The 19,059-nt window shown below is 36.5% G+C and carries 20 protein-coding genes; 6 read left to right on the top strand and 14 right to left on the bottom strand.

Features of this window, described 5'->3' with window-relative positions; genetic code table 11:
• Positions 1-26: 26 nt before the first annotated feature.
• The 5 genes from IPJ80_12575 to IPJ80_12555 form a co-directional block, all read right to left on the bottom strand.
• On the bottom strand, positions 27-1,427 hold the full coding sequence (locus IPJ80_12575; protein ID MBK7914316.1) for an NAD(P)(+) transhydrogenase (Re/Si-specific) subunit beta: 1,401 nt from the start codon (positions 1,425-1,427) through the stop codon (positions 27-29).
• Entirely contained in the window at positions 1,424-1,723 is a 300-nt protein-coding gene (locus tag IPJ80_12570) for an NAD(P) transhydrogenase subunit alpha (protein MBK7914315.1), read from the bottom strand. The genes IPJ80_12575 and IPJ80_12570 overlap by 4 nt, the downstream gene beginning before the upstream one ends.
• Entirely contained in the window at positions 1,723-2,826 is a 1,104-nt protein-coding gene (locus tag IPJ80_12565; GenBank protein MBK7914314.1) for a Re/Si-specific NAD(P)(+) transhydrogenase subunit alpha, read from the bottom strand. Before IPJ80_12565 ends, IPJ80_12570 begins: the two co-directional genes overlap by 1 nt.
• Positions 2,827-2,898: 72 nt before the next feature.
• Positions 2,899-3,984 (bottom strand): FAD-binding oxidoreductase, encoded by a 1,086-nt coding sequence (locus tag IPJ80_12560; protein MBK7914313.1) that lies wholly within the window; start codon positions 3,982-3,984, stop codon positions 2,899-2,901.
• 3 nt (positions 3,985-3,987) lie between these two features.
• Positions 3,988-4,329 (bottom strand): MmcQ/YjbR family DNA-binding protein, encoded by a 342-nt coding sequence (locus tag IPJ80_12555; protein MBK7914312.1) that lies wholly within the window; start codon positions 4,327-4,329, stop codon positions 3,988-3,990.
• 35 nt (positions 4,330-4,364) lie between these two features.
• Here IPJ80_12555 and IPJ80_12550 point away from each other — a divergent pair, with 35 nt between their 5' ends.
• Together IPJ80_12550 and IPJ80_12545 are read left to right on the top strand one after the other, a co-directional pair.
• Positions 4,365-5,447, top strand: coding sequence for an endonuclease (locus tag IPJ80_12550; protein MBK7914311.1), 1,083 nt, complete (start codon positions 4,365-4,367; stop codon positions 5,445-5,447).
• Between the two features lie 154 nt (positions 5,448-5,601).
• Positions 5,602-5,949 carry a hypothetical protein gene (locus IPJ80_12545; protein ID MBK7914310.1) on the top strand — a complete coding sequence of 116 codons (348 nt, stop codon included), beginning with the start codon at positions 5,602-5,604 and terminating at the stop codon, positions 5,947-5,949.
• On the opposite strand, the gene IPJ80_12540 is transcribed toward IPJ80_12545, so the two are convergent.
• On the bottom strand, positions 5,946-7,052 hold the full coding sequence (locus tag IPJ80_12540; protein MBK7914309.1) for a PD40 domain-containing protein: 1,107 nt from the start codon (positions 7,050-7,052) through the stop codon (positions 5,946-5,948). The two genes, IPJ80_12545 and IPJ80_12540, sit on opposite strands and share 4 nt — an antisense overlap.
• A gap of 38 nt (positions 7,053-7,090) precedes the next feature.
• Between IPJ80_12540 and IPJ80_12535 the strand changes: the two genes are divergently transcribed.
• Complete coding sequence (locus IPJ80_12535; protein MBK7914308.1) at positions 7,091-8,776, top strand: formate--tetrahydrofolate ligase; 1,686 nt, start codon at positions 7,091-7,093, stop codon at positions 8,774-8,776.
• A gap of 94 nt (positions 8,777-8,870) precedes the next feature.
• Here the strand turns inward: IPJ80_12535 and IPJ80_12530 are convergent, their stop codons facing one another.
• A complete protein-coding gene (locus tag IPJ80_12530; GenBank protein MBK7914307.1) occupies positions 8,871-10,628 on the bottom strand; it encodes a M28 family peptidase in 1,758 nt (585 codons plus the stop codon).
• A gap of 27 nt (positions 10,629-10,655) precedes the next feature.
• Between IPJ80_12530 and IPJ80_12525 the strand changes: the two genes are divergently transcribed.
• From IPJ80_12525 to IPJ80_12515, 3 genes are read left to right on the top strand one after another with little or no spacing between them, the layout of a single operon-like run.
• Positions 10,656-11,036, top strand: a complete 381-nt coding sequence (locus IPJ80_12525; GenBank protein ID MBK7914306.1) for a hypothetical protein — start codon at positions 10,656-10,658, stop codon at positions 11,034-11,036.
• Positions 11,030-11,890: a formate dehydrogenase accessory sulfurtransferase FdhD gene (gene fdhD, locus IPJ80_12520; protein ID MBK7914305.1), complete on the top strand. Its 861-nt coding sequence runs from the start codon at positions 11,030-11,032 to the stop codon at positions 11,888-11,890. Before IPJ80_12525 ends, fdhD begins: the two co-directional genes overlap by 7 nt.
• A complete protein-coding gene (locus tag IPJ80_12515) occupies positions 11,887-12,465 on the top strand; it encodes a molybdenum cofactor guanylyltransferase (protein MBK7914304.1) in 579 nt (192 codons plus the stop codon). The genes fdhD and IPJ80_12515 overlap by 4 nt, the downstream gene beginning before the upstream one ends.
• A gap of 29 nt (positions 12,466-12,494) precedes the next feature.
• Here IPJ80_12515 and IPJ80_12510 read toward each other — a convergent pair whose 3' ends face one another.
• The 7 genes from IPJ80_12510 to IPJ80_12480 are packed head-to-tail and all read right to left on the bottom strand — an operon-like array spanning position 12,495 to position 19,039.
• Complete coding sequence (locus IPJ80_12510) at positions 12,495-12,989, bottom strand: hypothetical protein (protein ID MBK7914303.1); 495 nt, start codon at positions 12,987-12,989, stop codon at positions 12,495-12,497.
• A 2-nt stretch (positions 12,990-12,991) separates the two neighbouring features.
• Positions 12,992-14,038: a hypothetical protein gene (locus IPJ80_12505; GenBank protein ID MBK7914302.1), complete on the bottom strand. Its 1,047-nt coding sequence runs from the start codon at positions 14,036-14,038 to the stop codon at positions 12,992-12,994.
• Between the two features lie 5 nt (positions 14,039-14,043).
• Complete coding sequence (locus IPJ80_12500) at positions 14,044-14,385, bottom strand: gliding motility protein GldC (protein ID MBK7914301.1); 342 nt, start codon at positions 14,383-14,385, stop codon at positions 14,044-14,046.
• Between the two features lie 4 nt (positions 14,386-14,389).
• Positions 14,390-15,328 carry a DUF4249 domain-containing protein gene (locus IPJ80_12495; GenBank protein MBK7914300.1) on the bottom strand — a complete coding sequence of 313 codons (939 nt, stop codon included), beginning with the start codon at positions 15,326-15,328 and terminating at the stop codon, positions 14,390-14,392.
• Positions 15,325-17,676 carry a TonB-dependent receptor gene (locus IPJ80_12490; GenBank protein ID MBK7914299.1) on the bottom strand — a complete coding sequence of 784 codons (2,352 nt, stop codon included), beginning with the start codon at positions 17,674-17,676 and terminating at the stop codon, positions 15,325-15,327. Before IPJ80_12490 ends, IPJ80_12495 begins: the two co-directional genes overlap by 4 nt.
• A gap of 53 nt (positions 17,677-17,729) precedes the next feature.
• Complete coding sequence (locus IPJ80_12485; protein ID MBK7914298.1) at positions 17,730-18,530, bottom strand: TraB/GumN family protein; 801 nt, start codon at positions 18,528-18,530, stop codon at positions 17,730-17,732.
• Between the two features lie 26 nt (positions 18,531-18,556).
• Positions 18,557-19,039: an Lrp/AsnC family transcriptional regulator gene (locus IPJ80_12480; protein MBK7914297.1), complete on the bottom strand. Its 483-nt coding sequence runs from the start codon at positions 19,037-19,039 to the stop codon at positions 18,557-18,559.
• Positions 19,040-19,059: the final 20 nt, after the last annotated feature.

Genomic DNA, 19,059 nt, shown 5'->3' with positions numbered 1-19,059 from the left:
TTCCTTTATGTTCGTACTCTGAATGATTAACTTGCTTTGATTTGACTCACCAATTTTGTCAATGAGTCTTTCGCATCCCCAAAAAGCATGTAGGTTTTTGGCTTATAAAACAGTTCATTATCAATACCGGCATACCCTGCTTTCATAGACCTTTTCAGTATGATTATGTTTTTTGCATCCTCAACCTCTAAAATGGGCATTCCGTAAATTGGACTAGATGGATCCGTTTTCGCAGCCGGATTGACTACATCATTGGCCCCAACCACCAAGACCACATCCGTAGATGAAAACTCGGGGTTTATTTCTTCCATTTCAATTAAACGGTCGTAACTCACGTTGCTCTCGGCCAACAATACATTCATGTGACCTGGCATACGGCCTGCAACCGGATGAATGGCGTATTTTACATCAACACCTTCTTCTTCTAGGATGGATTCCAATTCATGGCAAATATGCTGAGCTTGTGCCACGGCCAATCCATATCCTGGCACAATGACAACTTTTTTAGAATATTTCATTAAAACTGAAGCATCTGAAAGGGAGATTTCCTTGGTTGAGCCTTGGCTGGAACTTCCGCCTGTTGCCGAAGCATTGCCACCGAAATTACCTACCAAAACATTGAGTAAGGATCGATTCATGGCAGTACACATGGCAACAGTCAAAATCGTACCTGCAGAACCCACTAATATCCCTCCTATGAGCATTACATAATTGTCGTATAAAAATCCACCGCATGCAGCTGCAACTCCTGTAAATGAATTTAGAAGTGAAATCACCACCGGCATATCAGCTCCTCCAATTGGAAATACAAACAATAAGCCGTATAAAACAGAAAGACCCAGGATGGTATAAAACCATAAACTTCCACTAATTACACCTGTTCCAAATAAAATGGAGCTAACAAAAATTGCCAATAACAAGCCAACATTAAAAAATTGCTGTCCGGGAACGCTGTAATCATTGATTTTTCCTTCAAGTTTGCCAAAAGCAATCATACTGCCAGCAAATGAAACCGTACCAATGACAAGACCAGCAAGGATGATGGTGATTTTAGAAGAAAAATCTTCAGGCAATCCGTGTTCCAAATGCCCAAATTCAATAATTGATATGATTGCTGCACAGGCTCCACCCATTCCATTAAAAAATGACACCATTTGAGGCATGGCGGTCATTTGGACCCGTTTTGCCATTAAATATCCGATCACGGTGCCAATAACCAGGGCCAGGAAAATCCACATTAAATTTTTAAGGTGCATTCCGTTGGCATCCCGGTAAATGAAAATGGTTGCAAAAATGGCCAGAACCATTCCAAATGCTGCAATGCCATTGCCTTTTCTTGCTGAATCTGGCTTACTTAACATTTTCAAGCCAATCATAAAAGTGACGGCTGCTATCAAATAAATTACCTCCAATAAATGCTCCATCATTTCTTTTTCTTAAACATTTCCAACATGCGATCTGTAACAACAAATCCTCCTACAACATTGAGAGTACCTAGTATCACAGCAATAAAGCCCAAAATCAAATGAAGCGTTTCTTCCGCTTGTCCCATTACGATGATCGCTCCAATGATCACAACACCATGGATTGCATTGGCCCCAGACATCAAAGGGGTGTGCAACACAGAAGGCACGTGTGAAATCAACTCGATTCCTACAAATATCATCAAGATAACCAGGTAAATGGTTTGAATGTGTGTACTAATAAATTCCAGTATTTGCATTAGGCTCTTAGTATTTTTCCGTTTTCAACAATTAAGGTCGCTTTGGTTATTTCTTCTTCGCGATCATTTTTAAATCCATCTTTAGTTGCCAGGTGCATCAAAAGATTGAATACATTTTTTGCATACAGTTCACTGGCATTTGTAGCTAAACTGGAAGCCAGATTATTGATTCCAACAATCTTGACTCCATGCTCAACAATCACTTTTCCATCTTGGGTTAATTCACAATTTCCGCCTTGTTCAGCGGCCATATCCACAATAACTGCACCGTATTTCATTTTAGACACCTGCTCCGCACTTATTAAAAGAGGCGCTTTCTTGCCTGGTATTAAGGCAGTTGTGATTACTAAATCTGCATTGAACAAGCTCTTGTTTACCGCTTCTTTTTGTTTTGCTAAGTATTCTGCAGTGACCTCTTTGGCATAACCACCTTCGGTTTTAACACCATCATCTTTAACGGTTATAAATTTAGCTCCCAGGGATTCAGCTTGTTCTTTCGTTTCTGCGCGAACATCCGTAGCTTCAACAACAGCTCCGAGTCGTTTTGCTGTTGCGATGGCTTGCAATCCGGCAACACCAACTCCAAAAATCAAGACTTTCGCCGGGCTGACGGTACCTGCAGCGGTCATCATTAAGGGAAATGCTCTTGTCATTTGGTCTGCGCCCAATAAAACTGCTTTATAACCAGCCAAATTGCTTTGAGAGCTTAACACGTCCATACTCTGAGCCCTTGAAATCCTTGGAATCGCATCCATTGAAATAGCAGATTGATTGGCGGCTGCTATGGCTTGGATTAATTCAGTATTGGTTAGGTGATAAAGTAAACTCAACCAAACCAAGCCTGACTTGGCCTGCTTAATTTCTTCCAATCCTGGTGGGTTAATTTTAATAACCAGATCACAGGTTTGTAGCAACTCGGCTTTAGATGCTGCTACCTTTGCTCCAACCTGTTCATAATCCTGATCCCTATAGGAAGAGGCTACACCGGCTGATTTTTCAAGTATAACCTGAAAGCCTTTGTCTATAAATTGTTTAGCAATTTGTGGATTAAGTGATACCCGTTTTTCGCCTTCTCTGATTTCCTTTAGTATACCAAGAACCATGTTCTTTTTTTTAGAGCTGCAAAAATAATCCAATTAAAAAAATAAGGGGTGTCAAAATTCAGATAGGGCCATTTATTTGGATTCTGGATGATTTTGATAGAATTTTTTAAGAAACCGGCTAATATGTATGCTTTTGGGCAGTGGTTTTGAATTTATAAGATATTCTTTCAAAGCGAGCCCACAATACGGAGCAATAGAAAAGCCCTTCGTGCCTAATCCGCCAAAAACTACCAATTTTGAATTTTCCGGGTGGCATCCAAGAACCGGCCTTCTGTCTCTAATCGCAGGTCGAATTCCTGCATAATGGTCAATTAGGTTTACATCTGCTTCAACGTGTTCTTTGACAAAATTCCATTGCTTTGACATTTCATTTGAAGTACAGTTAGAATCCAAATCATCTAATCCAAAATTTGAACCACACCAAAACCTGTGATTCCCTTGCGGCACGACGGCATAAGATGATTTATAAATTTGATCTTGCGGCAAGCCTTTGCTATAAAACTTTAGACACTCCCCTTTTAAAGAAAATAATGGAAGCCAATTAAAATATGGATTATTTATCAAACGATGCCCTTCACAAAAGATAACTGCTTTGTTGACTTTGATTGAATTGCATAGTATAAATTGTTCTTTAATTTGAATTGTATTGTAATCAAACAATTCATGAATCAATTTATCTTCTTGCTTCAATATTTCAATCCATCTGGGCATTAATTTTTCAACATCAATACGATATGCTTTTTTGATTTTTCCATATACCCCCGATCCTGTTTTTTTATAACCATCAATTTTATTTGTATCCAATGATCCCATGTATTCTATATAGTCCGGATCAACTGTTCTGCTGAGCCATTGATTTTCATCTTCAGCAGAATGCAAAGTTTCCAGCAATTGAATTTCAGAAAAAAATTCAAGTTGAAGTCTTCTTTCCAAGTCTTTATAAAATGCAAGAAAGCTTGTTTCAATTTCATTAAAATTCCAGGACTTTACAAATCGTTTCCCTGTAACAGGATTGATCAATCCCGAACTAACAATGCTGGCGGCTCCGGGTAATTGCTTGTCAATTACAAGAAAGGAATTTGTTACAGCATTCAAACATTCAGCAACACATAAACCTGCAATTCCACTTCCTACGATTAAATAATCTATTTCTTTCATCCGCTAAAACCGTTCTTTTAGAGGCAAGGATTTGCGCACTAATTCGTATGATTCATTAATAAGTTCGATTAAAAATTTATCTGAAAGTCTGGATTCAAAATTTACTGTGTTCCAATGTTTTTTATTCATGTGAAAACCTGGTTGAATCTCATCATATTGTTCACGAAGTTGTAGCGCTTTTTCAGGATCGGATTTCAAATTAACTTTAAATGATTCATCATTCAAATTGGTAATTGCAAATATTTTACCTTTAAGTTTTAAAACCAATGCATCCGGTCCAAACGGAAAGCATTCTTCAACAAAGTCTAAAGCCAGACAATAGTTTCTGAAATATTCAATATTCACCCGGTAAAATTAAATAAAGATGCGATCTTTACACTATGTTTAATTTTAGATTCCGTTCTATTCTATACTTTGGGCTTGTTATTTTTCAATTTGAAATTAGCGTTGCACAGTTTAAGCAAATTTCAATTTTTCCAAATGATACATCCTTTGTTTTAATCAACAAACTGGTACAGGAATATAAACCAGCAACGGTACTTGATTATTCAAATGCAAGGTTAAAAATGTATCAGGAAATTTACAATGTTCATGACTCCGTTTCCTGCGTTTATACACACCACACTTTATACTTGAGTCCGGCATCCTCTGATCCCATTGGATATTTATCTAAAAATGGAAATGCAAATGGCATCAATTGCGAACACACATTTCCTCAAAGCAAAGGAGCTGACAATGGAAATGCCCGATCTGATATGCACCATTTATTTCCTGCACGTGCCGCAGTCAATGAAGCCCGAAGCAATTATCCCTATGGCGAAATCAGTGATCAAAAAACGGAAGATTGGTTTTACAAATCGTTTGTTCAGTCGACCATCCCAACCCAGCTAATTGATGAATACAGTGAATCCATTAACGGACTTTTTGAACCACGGGAAGATCATAAAGGCAATGTAGCAAGGGCAGTTTTTTATTTTTTTACCATGTATGAATTGCAGGCAGACCGAAGTTTTTTTGAAAGTATGCGCCCTACTTTATGTGATTGGCATTTAAAAGACCCGACAGATTCTTTGGAATGGACCCGAACGTATCTCATTGCAAAATATCAAGACCAAAAACCCAATCCATTTGTGCTGGATTGCAGTTTAGCTAAAAGATCGTATTGCAATCAATCTCCTAATTGCAGCCAGATTAGTGCAACAGATGCGTTTGATCACAATCAAATTTCAATTTCACCAAATCCTTTCAATGCGTTTATTAATATTCATTCTGATACCAAGCTCGATAGAATTGATTGCTCAATCTTTAACAGCATAGGCCATCTGGTTAAGCATACGAATTTGAATTTGAAAACTAGCGGTACAAGCTGGAATTTAGAGGACTTATCTCCCGGATATTATTTTGTGGTTTTTTCAAATTCTCAAAAGCAGTTCATTAAACGCTTGTCAATCATCAAAAACTAAGCCTTTTATCGATAGTTTAGGGTGCTGTTTAAAAAACATATTATTTAATATTATTATTTATATTTAACTGTATATCAATATAATATAATTAATTAAAGATATTTATACCCAAGCCTGTTTATAAAAATGGCATAATTTATGTGCCATTGGGTTTATGGCTATCAATATCAAAGAAATAAACCGCAAACATCTCTTAAAATCTGATGTCGTCTATAGAATTAATTATGGTTTGTCCAGTCGCCTGGTTAATTTCAGAAATGGAATAATGTATTTGGAGGTGATGTTTACACGAAAGTGGAAAAAAAATTATGACGAAACTACAGAAGAACTGGCAATGTGCTGGAGAGAATCCAATGATGAGTTGCGAAAAGCGATAGGCTGCAAGGTTTATATCATTGATGCACGTCAATATCCTTATAAAAAAGAATTGTATTTACAATCTGGTGTGGCCAGTTACGATGCTAAAAAAGGTATTTTATTTAATCAAGAACAACTCAATTAATCTACCCATTCTGCCATAAAGAGATTTGTATCATGGGTACCTCCATTATTTCGGTTAGATGACCAAACAAGGTACTTCCCATCAGGAGAAAACATCGGAAAAGAATCGAATATCGGATCAAAGCTGATTTGTTCCAGTCCTGTTCCATCTAAATTAATCATATATAAATTAAACTGATATCCTTTCGAACCTGCGTGGTTTGAAGAGAAAATGATTTTTTTGCCGGAAGGATGAAAAAACGGAGCCCAATTTGCTTTTCCTAATTTGGTGACTTGTTGGTAATGTCCACCTTCCAAATCACAAACAAATAGTTCCATTTCTGTTGGCTGCACCAAGCCTTGTCTTAAAAGATCGTAATATTCAGCCCTTAATTCTGAAGTTGGTGGTCTCGAAGCTCTGAATACAATTTTATTGCCGTCCGGAGAGAAAAATGCACCTCCATCATAGCCAGGCAAAAAGGTAATTTGTTTTTTATTTTGCCCATTGATATCCATGGTCCATAAATTTAAATCTCCTTGTCTCAAAGCCGTATAAACTATTTTGGTTCCATTGGGTGAAACCGTTGGTTCGGCATCATAACCTTCTATATTGGTAAGTTGCATTTTTGTATTTCCGCGTAAATCAGAAACGTAGATATCATAGGATGCATAAATAGGCCAAACATACTTCCCACCAACTTTTCGTTCAGGAACTGGAGGACACTCTGCACTGTCTCTGTGCGTTGACGCATAAATTATCATTGAGTCTCCCGGCATAAAATAAGAACAGGTATTTCTGCCACCTCTTTTTGAAATTAAATGAGGTTTTTCTTTAGCCAAATCGTCTTTAAATGGATTGAAATAGAAAATTTGATCACAAGATGCACCCCAGGCTGCATAATCAGATTGAAATGTCAGCATGGTTCCATCAAAACTCCAGTAAGCTTCTGCATTATTTCCTCCAAAAGTGAGTTGTTTGATATTTTTTAAATGCTTTTCCTGAGGATAATGAACCTTTTCCTGTGGAATGGTATCATAGGTCATCAGCTTGGGGATGGATGTTTTCATCTCTTTGTTTTTACATGAATACATAAAAAACAAGCAGAGAACTACAATTGGTGTCATTTTTGATGTACAAAGACCGTCTAAATAATGCATATATAATGGGTTCAGAAAAACTTAAGTCGGATATTGAAATAGCGCAATCAATTACGCTTAAACCAATCACAAAAATAGCTGAAAAATTAAACCTTCAGGGAGATCTTCTCCAACAATATGGCTCGAATAAAGCTAAACTTCCGTTGGAACTGATCGATGAAGAAAAAGTAAAGCTATGTAAATTGATTTTGGTATCTGCTATATCTCCTACTCCGGCAGGCGAAGGAAAGACCACAACTTCGATAGGACTGGCTGAGGGTCTTAACCGAATCGGTAAAAAAACCACGGTTGTACTCCGGGAACCCTCCTTAGGACCTGTATTTGGGATTAAGGGCGGTGCTACAGGTGGTGGCTGGTCACAAGTGCTTCCTATGGAAGATATCAATCTACATTTTACAGGAGATTTTTCGGCAGTTGAAAAAGCACATAACTTATTGGCCGCTTTAATCGACAATAACCTTCAAAATAAAAAATTCGGATTAGGTCTGGATGCCCGCACCATTGCCTGGAAGCGGGTTATGGATATGAACGATCGCTCATTAAGAAAAATCACGATAGGTTTAGGAGGAACAGGAAACGGCATCCCACGAGAAACCGGTTTTGACATTACAGCGGCCTCTGAAATCATGGCCATCCTGTGTTTATCCAAAGATCTCAATGATTTAAAAAATCGTTTAAGTAATATTTTCATTGGATTTACCTGGGATAAAAAACCAATCTTCGCTAAAGATCTGAAAGCTGAAGGTGCTATGGCCGCCTTATTAAAGGATGCCATTAAACCAAATTTAGTACAAACCATTGAAGGAAACCCTGCGATCATTCATGGAGGTCCATTTGCAAATATTGCCCAAGGAACCAACACCATTATTGCAACAAAAATGGGAATGTCTTTATCTGAGTATGTTGTTACAGAAGCTGGATTTGGATTTGACCTTGGTGCTGAAAAATTTTTAGACATTAAATGCCGCGCAGCTGGATTGTCACCCAATGCCGCAGTGATCGTTGCAACCGTTCGCGCTTTAAAATATCATGGTGGAAAATCATTAAAAAACTTATCAGAGCCCGATCCTAAGGCTGTTGAAAAAGGATGCGCGAATCTTGAAAAACACCTCGAAAATGCCCGTCAATTTAATTTACCGGCAATTGTTGCTATCAATAAATTTGTAAGCGATTCACCGGAAGAATTAGCAGTTATCAAAGAAAGGAGCAGTATGTATGGTGCAGAGGCTGTTTATTCAGAAGTTTGGGCTAAAGGTGGTGAAGGTGCGATCGAATTAGCAGAAAAAGTTGCCCATGTTGCTGACAACTGGAATCAAAAGTTTATTCCTTGCTATGAATTGGATTGGACACCAGAACAAAAAATATTTGCAATAGCCAATAAAATTTATGGTGCCAAAGGAGTTGAATATACCCCTGAAGCTAAAGCTGATCTTAAACGGATTCAAAATCTTAACTTGTCAACATTGCCGGTTTGCATTGCTAAAACACAGAAATCACTTTCTGACAATCCGGATTTAATCGGACGCCCAAGAGATTTTATTTTGACTGTACGACAAATTGAAATTGCTGCAGGCGCTGGATTTATTGTACCCATCACCGGTGAAATGATGCGGATGCCCGGCTTGCCTGATGAGCCTTCTGCTGAAAAAATAAATATCGATGAAAATGGTGTGATTAGCGGCTTATTTTAATCTCTATGCATCCAATACAAGCAAATAGCTTGTAAATTGATTGAAGAAGATTTCATAAATGCAAATCAATTTATAAAAACGATCCACATTGCATTTAGTAATTTATCAAAATCATCTTTTTAGTTTCAAATACATTTCCATTAATAACTAAAGAGTAATAATAAGTACCACATGCATATTGATTCCATTGATAATCATACAATATTTCATTGATTCCTTCTTTCAAATTTAATGGAATGGATTTATAAACACTCCCTGATTCTGATGTAAAAACCAGTTTTGCATCTTTAATATAGTTTAAATCATTTACTATAATTGGAATCAAGGTCAGTTCGTCAAATGGATTGGGTTTATTTTGAACCAACTCCACAGGAAGCTTTTTAATTGTTTCCTCAGTTGCGCTTAAAACCCGCGTGATGTATTCCTGACTAAACATACTGTACCAATCCAAACTATCAACTCCACAGGCTGAAACATAATACTGTGTTGGATTCAAATTTGAAATCGTCAACTCAGACAAGTTACTAATCACCATCGTATCAAAGAAAGAACTATTAATTCTGCGAAGTCCGTAAACAAATTTTCGGGCTGACTGTGGATTTTCAATTTTAATTGAAAGTGCCCGCACTTCCGATTTAGTGGTCAATACAAACGGATTTAATGCATTGCTGGCTGAATTGGTAGCACAGATTGCATTGACGATTGCATTGTTACGTAAGTAATTGAAGTTTACAAAAAAGCTATCTATCAAACCGTCTCCATTGATATCTTGACCGAGTACATCCCGGGTACTGTGCTGACGATCTGAATACCCTGCCTGTGAAGGATTTCCATCCCCGTGTTCGTAAGACGAACTAAAACGAATCGCAGGATATCCTTGTTCTCTAAAAGGAATGTGATCGCTGCCTCTTCCTGATCGATCTTCACCAAACATCACATCAATTTTGGTTACATTTGGCATAATTGGAGCAAGTTTATTTTCAACAAGGATTCGGGACAATCGGGCTAAGGCTTTGGGCATACTATTGGTAATTCCCGCTGAAAACACCCTGAAACGAATGCTATCATAAAGATAGGGTCCCGGACATCCGGGGGGCGATGAGGTAATGCCACATTCAATTCCACCAACAATATCATTGTTGAAAACTGATTTAATTTTAATGGCATTTTGTTTACAATATTCAGCAAATGAGGTAGATCCTCCCAAACCTTGTTCTTCTCCCGTAATCCAAATAAGCAAAACGGATCGATTCAATTCTATGTGAGACAATACCCGGGCAAGTTCAATTAGGAGAGCAGATCCACTTCCATTATCATCAGCTCCCTCTGCAACACACGTGGTGTCGCAATTATTTTCACAACGGCTATCCAAATGAGCTTCCAAAATTACCAGCTCTTCTTTCAAAGCACCAACTCCTGGAATCATTGCCATGAGCTGGGCATGACGAAGTCTGTCACACATTTCGAAGTCAAATTCAAATTCTGAATGTATGATAACAGGACCGTTCGTCCCGTTATTAAGACCCCATCTGTCTAAATTGGATTTGATATAATTCCGGGCCCCACGAATACCCCAGGATTCCCTGGATTGATCATCTGAAATTGTATTTCTATTTTTGAAAGCCACCAATTGACTTAAAAAGTACTTTAAAGAATCCGCTTGAATCTTTTCAATTAGATAATTTGCCAATTGCAGATCAGCTACAACCGTCCGTTTGGGAAAGGATCCGGGATCAAAGTTTCCTTTCAATAAAGAAGGAAAATCAGGATTTGTAAAACTGAAATTGGTTTGAGCTGTTGAGATAGTAGCCATTAACAACAGACTTAAGAATATCTTTGTTTTGGATTTCATCTTGCTAATTTAGTAAAAATAAAGAATATGAAATTACGCACCAATAAAAACTCAATTCGATTGCGTTTAAGTCAAAAGGAAGTTGCCAGTTTTCAACAATATGGATCTATCGAAGAATGCGTCAACTTTTCAGATCAAAACTCTGATTGCCTTCGGTATTCTTTGATTCAGGCAGATCATGAACAAATAAGTGTTACTTTTATCAACAATCATATTCGGGTTTATGTACCCTTGTCAATCGCTTCCCAATGGTTTGCTGATGACCAAATTGGTTTTGATGCACGTATTTTGTTAAAAGGAGAAGATTATTTATACGTTTTGGTGGAAAAAGATTACCAATGTCTTGTAGACAGGCCCAATGAAGATGAATCAAATAATTTTCCAAATCCGAATGCAACCAAATGTTGATTTCATCTAATATAGGGTATCGGGTAAAATCAGTAAATAAGCTGACTGAGAATCTGGAGCTTAAAACGGATTATGTAGCTACAGAGGAGCCCCTTGAAATTATATTGGTATATTTTAAAAATGGCAAACCGATTCATAAAACCATTTCAATCACCATGCGAACTCCAGGAGATGATGAAAATCTGGTTCGTGGTTTTTTATACACTGAAGGCATTTTGTTACACCCATCCACTGACATTGAGCGTTTTGAATTTCGTTTCAGTTGCTCTGGGGAGGTAGTTGAACAGCAAACCATTCTTGTTCACTTGAAACCAAATGCTTTGCCTAATGTTGACCAACTGGACCGACATTTTTATACAAACTCCAGTTGTGGAGTGTGTGGCAAAACCAGTATTGATTTAGTACTTGACAATTGTTCCTTTTTACTAAAAAAAGAACTGCCAATCATATCAAGAAACACCTTATTTGGCTTAATAAACACCCTGAATCAAGATCAGGAATTATTTCGATTAACGGGTGGCATACATGCTTGCGGATTATTTGACACGGATGGTAAACTACTTCACAAAGCTGAAGATGTTGGAAGACATAATGCATTGGATAAATTAATTGGAAAGGCATTAGAGAATGGACTTGTTCCTTTAGATGATAAGATAGTAGTGCTAAGTGGCCGTGCCAGTTTTGAAATGATTCACAAAGCTTTTATGGCGGGGACTGCTATTGTTGCCGCAGTGGGTGCTCCATCCAGCTTAGCAGTTGAAACAGCAGAAGCAATGGGAATGAGCTTGATCGGATTTTTAAAAACACACAGTGCAAACATTTATTGTGGAGCACAACGGATTCAATTTTCATGAACGAGTCACTTTACGGACTTATTTTATGCGGTGGGGTCAGCAGTCGACTCGGACAAGATAAATATTTATTACTAAAAGATAATAAACCCTTATATAAATGGTGGATTGATCAACTTAATCCATTTTGCAAAAAGGTATTTATTTCTTGTCGTAAAGAACAAATTCCAAAAATTAAAGCAGACGCTATCATTCCAGATCAATCCGATGACACTGGACCGCTTGAAGGGATTTATCGCGCATTTCAATATAACAATAAGGCAAATTGGTTAGTAGTTGCCGTTGATCTTGTTTTTATTAATGAGCTTCAAATTCAAAATTTAATTTCACATAATCAAGCGCCATACGACGCAATAGCTTATAGAAATCCAAACACCGGTGATCCTTTTCCTTTGTGCAGTATTTATCGATATACGACAGCATCAGCAATAGAATCTCAATATCATAGTAAGTTAAAGTCTCCAAGACTTATTTTGCAATCAGTGAATACCTTGATGCTGGAGATTAATGAACCTAAGTTGCTGGAAGGTATAAATACAAAAATGGATTTAGAACATTGGAGTCATCATTTAAATTAATGTGCTCTAATTGAGCATAACAATTGGGTCTAACCGAGAACTCTTCGAAAAAAATCAGCAACATCATCCTTATAAATTATTTGATTCACCGAGTAAGATTTAGCAAAAGACTCCAAAAGTGTGTTTCTGACCACTACCAATATAGTTTGGTTTTCTGCTTCTTGAGATTCTACTAAAAAAGGATTTAGTTCAGGCAGCAATCCCTGATTTTTAAATTCCAATGGACCAAATTCATCCAGAACTAATAATTTTAGATTTGAATCCCAATCCTGTGCAAATTGAACTTTCGCATGATGAAATGCACTTGAATCAAAAATATATTTACCTACAACTAAGTCCGCTTTAGAATGCGCTCCAATCGATTCCATCGGAATGTAAAGTCCATTTTGTATAAAATAAAATTGGCGAATTTGATTTTCAATTGGACTCAGAAACCCACCTACTTTTGTTTGGCCTGCAATTGCATTAAACAAAGTGGATGTCTTTCCAGAGCCAATTTCACCGGTAAGGACATAAATTGCCATTATTATTTGAAACTAATAATTTCAAACAAGGTAATTGTAAAAAAATGTTTTAATCTACGCAAACCTTTATAATCTGTTGTTTGATTCCAGGCATAGTAAACAATCAAACGAAGCTTTGGAAATAATTCAATAATTTCATCAACTTCCGTTTGGTATGCTGGAATCTTATTGTTTAAAAATTTCCTAACGAATGCCATTGCATAAGGCATAACAATATAATACCAAAACAAAATAACTGAAACAGTTCTGGCAAAGTAGTAAAGTAAAAAACTGTTGTAAAATTGTTCTTTATTGTAAATAAATATAGTCAAGATTACAAAAATGATAATTCCGGAGTATAAAATGATCCTAACCCAAACTGGTTTTTGTTTTTTAGGTTTTGCTACGGTTACATTTTCAAATTGCCATAACGAAGGATTGTCCCTACTTGAAATATTCATTTTCTTGAACTGTTCAAGTAAACTATAAATAAAAAAAGCCAGCAATACTGAAAAAACAAAATAGATTGAAAAATAGATTCCTACCAACCAAAGTGAAGCATGTGTAATCTCAGTGGTAAATAATTGCTTACTAATATTTTCAACAAATACATCAATAGCATTCCAAAAACTCATGCCACCAACCACAGTAAGCGTAATTAATTTCTGTGATGCAGATTCTAAAAATGTCAATATGCATACCAGCAAAATACTTACTAAATTAATATTTAAAATCCTATAGAAGATCAGTGCACAGACTGCTTGAAAACTTACTGCAAAATAAGCAGTTACACTTGAGTGTGGACTCATCAGCAACTTTATAATCAAAACAATAATCAGGGAGTTCAGAATGATACCCTTATTGACTGCCGAAAAATGGGCAATAAAGCTTATCAGTGCTACAGCAATTCCTCCTATGATAAGTCCGGTAAAAGGCACATTGAGTGCATGTAAAAATCCTCCCAAACCACATTCATTCAATGCCCATAATGCAGTAAGTCGAAAAATGATGGTTTGATTCTCAGCGGTAAGTGAAGTCGATTTATTCGTTTTACTGGAGGCGAAATTCATATATTTCAAGAATCTTTACGCTCGATGACTTCATTTTCCTCTCCAAAATAGTTAACGAAACTCATAAACTGGTTTGCCATGTTTTGATTTTGTGTTGCCTTCATATAGGTTTCGCAAAGTGAAAACAGCGTGTAATACATAAACTGGTTCATTTCTTCCAATTGAAAATCCTTAGTCCATAGATCCAATTTCAAAGTACCTTTTGATTTTTCTTCAAATAGGGATAATAAAAATGCTTTACACTTTTCCCAATCTTGTTGTTGATTTTCCGCCTTCCAATATATTTCAGATGGAATATTCTCCTCATCCATTACCACTTTGAGTATGACTTCGTTGGTTTTTGACATTTCTTTATTTTTTAGGCACGTATATGGTATAGTTTTTACAATTTTGACCGCCAAAGATACCAAGTCCACCTTCGATATTTCCCTTAATTCTTACATAAGATGCAAATGGACCTTGCCGAGTCGCGCTGGTCTCTAATGTATTCCAAAAATCAAAATGACTTTGAGGAATATTGCACCATTTAATCAAGACGGTATCCCCTCTTTTAAATAAACCAGAATTATCGCCAAAGTCTTCATCCCTGCTTATGGCTTCAGACAAAGTAAATTTAAATTTCTGCCCGTCAAAAAATACATCATCCGTAACAGAAGTTACATTGGGAATTAAGCGCTCATTTTGCCCAGCTGTAAAATAGCGATAATAGTCCTTTTGATTTGGGATGTCACTTATTATACAAAATAATTGAGCAAAGGTGTCATTTGCATTTTTTCCTGCAGGTTTATCAAACCAAAAACTGTCGATAGGAATTAAATCAGGAATTTGAGTTGTACTATACAATGTGTCGCCATTTGTAATTGCTCTTAATTCATAGCTTGTACCTGCTTCAACGGGAATCGAATTTGACAAATCTACGTAGATACACAAATCGGTTTTAAAACTATCCGGATTATAACCAAAGTTTTTAATGATGTCACTTCGCAAGGGCTCCTGAATATCATTCAAGCACAATTGTGGCAAGGTATATCTGTTTTTGCCATCGAAAACGGATACATCAGCATCTTTAACATACGAATTATTAATAACATCGATATTGAATGAAGAATAAAAAGGAAGCGAGTAGGTCAAAATTGCATAAACTGGAAGGGCTGCATCGCTCTTTTCAATATAACTTTCAATGACCAATTCCTTTTCATAAACAGATTCTGCTGGAATAAATTCTTCTTCACAAGAATTCATAAAAAGGACAATAAACAAAAAGAGTAAAACTAAATTGTAAGATCTCATTTAAAATATTTAGATGCGTTCCAATAAAAATTCCAGGTTACAGACGGTATAATAGTAAACAGTGATACTTTTAAAGCTTTTGCTGAAGCATTGCCTGTAAAAACATCTGATTGAAAATCCGTGTAAGTAAAAAACGGGTTCTTCCGATTGTATATATTATAAATACTAAATGCCCAGCTGCTGTGAAAAGGCTTTCTTAGCTTCTCCTGTTTTTCGTAAATAAAAGAAATATCCAGACGATGATAATCATCAAGACGCAAACTATTTCTATCTCCGTATTCAATATTGGGTTTTCCTTCTATAAAAAATACACTTTTAATAGGCGTATAACTTTTTCCAGTAGCATAAATAAAGTTTCCTGATACCTGCCAATTTTTTGCAAACTCATAATTAAACACAACGACCAGGTCATGCGGGCGATCGTAAACTGCCGGATAAACGCGTCCGTTTTCAATTTCATCAAACCATCGTTCCGTTTTTGATAAGGTATACCCAACCCAACCCGTCAATTTTCCTTTATTTTTTTTGACAAATAACTCAACTCCATAAGCCCTCCCCTTTCCACTAACAAATTCATTTTCAATTTCTGCAGAAAAATTTTCTACATACGATTCTTTATAATCCAATTGATTGCGTAGATCTTTATAATAGGTTTCTACAGAAGTTTCAATTGCATTGTCTAAAAAATTTCTAAAATACCCGATCGCATATTGAATTCCATGTTGAGGCTTGACCGTTTCTGTGCTGGGCACCCAAATATCGGCTGGCAAGGTACTTCCTGAATTACTTACCAAATGAATGTATTGATTGGATACAGAAATCCCGGCTTTAAAAGAAGCGGATCTTGAAACCGTATAATTCATTCCAATTCTTGGCTCCGGTGCAATGTAGGTTTTAACAAGTTCTCCACGGGAATATTGAGTGCTATCAACAGAAGACTGATAAGGACCTGTTTGATTAAACATCGATAAACGTGCCCCAATATTTAATTTTAATTTTCTGGAGATAGTCCAGTCATCCAAGGCATACAACTCCGTTTCATGTCCATATTTTGGCTTAAAACTTGTTGAAAAATTCACTTCTCCATTGGTTGCGTTTACCACATTTGGAGAAAGCTTATGATAAGTATACCGGGTTCCCATTTTTATCTGGTGCGAAGGATTTGGATAATAGTCCAAATCTGCCTTCGCTGAATAATCACGAACACCGGAATCTACATTAAACTGAAATTCTTCCTGACCGCCATGCAATCCAAATTTATAATTATTGGCAATCAAAGCCAGATTAAAAAACAAATTGTCCTTAAATAAGTGATTCCATCGAAAAGTTCCTGTGGCATTTCCATAGGGCAACTCGACTTCAAAACCTCTTTCCTGATTTGAAAATTTAAACACATCCCTACCAAAATAACCACTGAGATAAATCCGATCTTTCTGACTCAACTGATAATTAATTTTGGTATTGAGGTCATAGAAATAATAATTACTTCCTGCAAATTTTGTGTTATTAATAAATGGTTGTGCAAGATCCAACACGTAGGTTCTCCTTCCTGAAACAATAAAAGATGATTTCTTCTTTTGAACTGGTCCTTGCACCGTAAAGCGACTGGAAATCAATCCGATGCCACCTTCTGCTACGTAGTCTTCATTATTTCCTTCTTTCATTTGGACATCAATCACTGAAGAAATTCTTCCTCCATAGTTTGCCGGTATGTTTCCCTTTATTAATAAAGTGTTTTTTATAGCATCTGAATTAAATACACTAAAAAATCCCAACAAGTGTCCTGTATTATAAACGATGGCTTCATCAAGAAGTACTAGATTTTGATCCGGACCACCTCCCCGGACATAAATTCCTGAAGTACCTTCTGTTGCAGATGAAACTCCTGGTAATAGCTGCAGCGTTTTCAATAAATCTACCTCACCCAGCAAGGCTGGAAGTTTTTTCATCGCCTCCATAGACACATCGATAGTACCCATATCCGTAGTTTCAATATTCTGTCTTGGATTTTTTGCACTCACTTCTATTTCTTCCATAAGTACTCCGGATTTCATGTTGATTTCAATCGAAGTATCCTTGTTTAAAGTAATTGGTAATTCTACCGGCACATAACCCAGATAAGAAAACAGCAAGGTATGTGTTCCCTTTTCGAGTGTTATGGAATAAAAACCATAAGTATTACTCACTGTTCCAATACTTGGTTGTTCTTTTAAATAAAGATTCACCCCTATCATACTTTCACCTGAACCAAATTCTCGAACATATCCACTGATGGTGAACTTATCCTGACCATGACTTGATCCAATAAATAAAAACAAGCCTAAGAAAACGTAAATTATTGCTCTCATAAGAATTAGCTAAACAAATTGATCTGAAGAAATCAAATCAAAAACCTCACTCCTTAAACAGCTAAAAGTTTCACAGGTTGCAAAACAAAGCCAGCTTTTTTTAACAAGCGGAGTAATCCTTCCATTCCGTATAAATGCCCTGCACCACAACTAAAAAAACCAGTATCAGTTTTCATTAATTCCAGCATTTTCGACAACATCAATTGATTGCGTTGGTTCAGCATCAAATGACGGTATTTTCCAAGCATTTTTCTGCTACTCTTGTAAATTGCCCGGATGTCCTGATCATTGTAATCAGAGATCATTTTTTGGTATTTGCGCTTGGAACGCTCCAGATTATTAAATAACTCCCGAATCATTTTAATCTGATCCTGTAAATCAATGGAACGAATCATATTGAAATGTATATCAAAATCTTCCAATCCGATCATGTGCCGATCACATTGTCTGGCTAGTTCCCATAATTGCTGATCCAGAGATTTTTCAAGACTCCGACCAATAAGTTGTAAACTCAATTGATTCAATCCAATCATTGGAAACATCCCTGTAAATTGATTTAGATCAATACCAAATCGCTGCAAACTGATCCGCTGCATTTTATTCCATTGCCCGGGTCGCAAATAAGATGACCAATTCAATGAATCCGGTAATTTAAAAAAATGTTGAAGATCCGAAGATTCCATTCGATCTAAATCCACTTCCGCTCCAAAAAAACTGCAGGATTTAATTTTTTCAGTAATTAATTGAAGATGATCTGTATAGATTGGACTTTGCAGATGGACTGTACCGAATAGATAGGAAGCTGGATTACTGCCTGAATTTATCTGCCACAGCAAACCAGATTTAAATGACATAATTGATTGCGATAAACCAATAAGGATTAATCCAAATCCTCGATATGTATAGGAAGCTTATTAGAAGTTTTAACCACTGATAGATTCATCAATGTTTTCAATCGTTCAACTTCTTCTATTTGTGAAAGTTTTTTAAATAATAACATTTCGTATGATTGAATGTCTTTGCATACAATCTTCATTAGGATATCTGCATCCCCGGTGATTACATAACAATCGGTAACTTCTTCAATTCCTTTAATTTTATCGACAAAGCTCTCCATGGCCCGTGGTTTATTCCATGCCAGGTTGACCAAAACGAAGGTACTTATGCTGAGTTGAACTTTGTTAGGGTTTACTTTGGCATGATAACTCTCAATGATTTCAAGTTGCTCTAATTTTTTTACACGTTCTAAAGTTGGAGCGGGAGAAAGACCAATTTTTCTGGACAATTCCAAATTGGTGATTTTGCTGTTTTCCTGTAATAGATTCAGAATCTTTACATCTATTTTATCCAATTTATCAGCCATTTTTACGAGTTTTAACAAAT

It is taken from the genome of Saprospiraceae bacterium, assembly GCA_016714025.1.
Taxonomy (GTDB): domain Bacteria; phylum Bacteroidota; class Bacteroidia; order Chitinophagales; family Saprospiraceae; genus Vicinibacter.
This window is presented reverse-complemented; position numbering and strand designations above follow the sequence as displayed.

What these genes read in the sequence shown, in the direction of transcription:
- IPJ80_12575 (MBK7914316.1), bottom strand. Translation starts at nt 1,427, where the DNA reads ATGATGGAGCATTTATTGGAGGTAATTTATTTGATAGCAGCCGTCACT.
- IPJ80_12570 (MBK7914315.1), bottom strand. Translation starts at nt 1,723, where the DNA reads ATGCAAATACTGGAATTTATTAGTACACACATTCAAACCATTTACCTG.
- IPJ80_12565 (MBK7914314.1), bottom strand. Translation starts at nt 2,826, where the DNA reads ATGGTTCTTGGTATACTAAAGGAAATCAGAGAAGGCGAAAAACGGGTA.
- IPJ80_12560 (MBK7914313.1), bottom strand. Translation starts at nt 3,984, where the DNA reads ATGAAAGAAATAGATTATTTAATCGTAGGAAGTGGAATTGCAGGTTTA.
- IPJ80_12550 (MBK7914311.1), top strand. Translation starts at nt 4,365, where the DNA reads ATGTTTAATTTTAGATTCCGTTCTATTCTATACTTTGGGCTTGTTATT.
- IPJ80_12545 (MBK7914310.1), top strand. Translation starts at nt 5,602, where the DNA reads ATGGCTATCAATATCAAAGAAATAAACCGCAAACATCTCTTAAAATCT.
- IPJ80_12540 (MBK7914309.1), bottom strand. Translation starts at nt 7,052, where the DNA reads ATGACACCAATTGTAGTTCTCTGCTTGTTTTTTATGTATTCATGTAAA.
- IPJ80_12535 (MBK7914308.1), top strand. Translation starts at nt 7,091, where the DNA reads ATGGGTTCAGAAAAACTTAAGTCGGATATTGAAATAGCGCAATCAATT.
- IPJ80_12530 (MBK7914307.1), bottom strand. Translation starts at nt 10,628, where the DNA reads ATGAAATCCAAAACAAAGATATTCTTAAGTCTGTTGTTAATGGCTACT.
- IPJ80_12525 (MBK7914306.1), top strand. Translation starts at nt 10,656, where the DNA reads ATGAAATTACGCACCAATAAAAACTCAATTCGATTGCGTTTAAGTCAA.
- fdhD (MBK7914305.1), top strand. Translation starts at nt 11,030, where the DNA reads ATGTTGATTTCATCTAATATAGGGTATCGGGTAAAATCAGTAAATAAG.
- IPJ80_12515 (MBK7914304.1), top strand. Translation starts at nt 11,887, where the DNA reads ATGAACGAGTCACTTTACGGACTTATTTTATGCGGTGGGGTCAGCAGT.
- IPJ80_12510 (MBK7914303.1), bottom strand. Translation starts at nt 12,989, where the DNA reads ATGGCAATTTATGTCCTTACCGGTGAAATTGGCTCTGGAAAGACATCC.
- IPJ80_12505 (MBK7914302.1), bottom strand. Translation starts at nt 14,038, where the DNA reads ATGAATTTCGCCTCCAGTAAAACGAATAAATCGACTTCACTTACCGCT.
- IPJ80_12500 (MBK7914301.1), bottom strand. Translation starts at nt 14,385, where the DNA reads ATGTCAAAAACCAACGAAGTCATACTCAAAGTGGTAATGGATGAGGAG.
- IPJ80_12495 (MBK7914300.1), bottom strand. Translation starts at nt 15,328, where the DNA reads ATGAGATCTTACAATTTAGTTTTACTCTTTTTGTTTATTGTCCTTTTT.
- IPJ80_12490 (MBK7914299.1), bottom strand. Translation starts at nt 17,676, where the DNA reads ATGAGAGCAATAATTTACGTTTTCTTAGGCTTGTTTTTATTTATTGGA.
- IPJ80_12485 (MBK7914298.1), bottom strand. Translation starts at nt 18,530, where the DNA reads ATGTCATTTAAATCTGGTTTGCTGTGGCAGATAAATTCAGGCAGTAAT.
- IPJ80_12480 (MBK7914297.1), bottom strand. Translation starts at nt 19,039, where the DNA reads ATGGCTGATAAATTGGATAAAATAGATGTAAAGATTCTGAATCTATTA.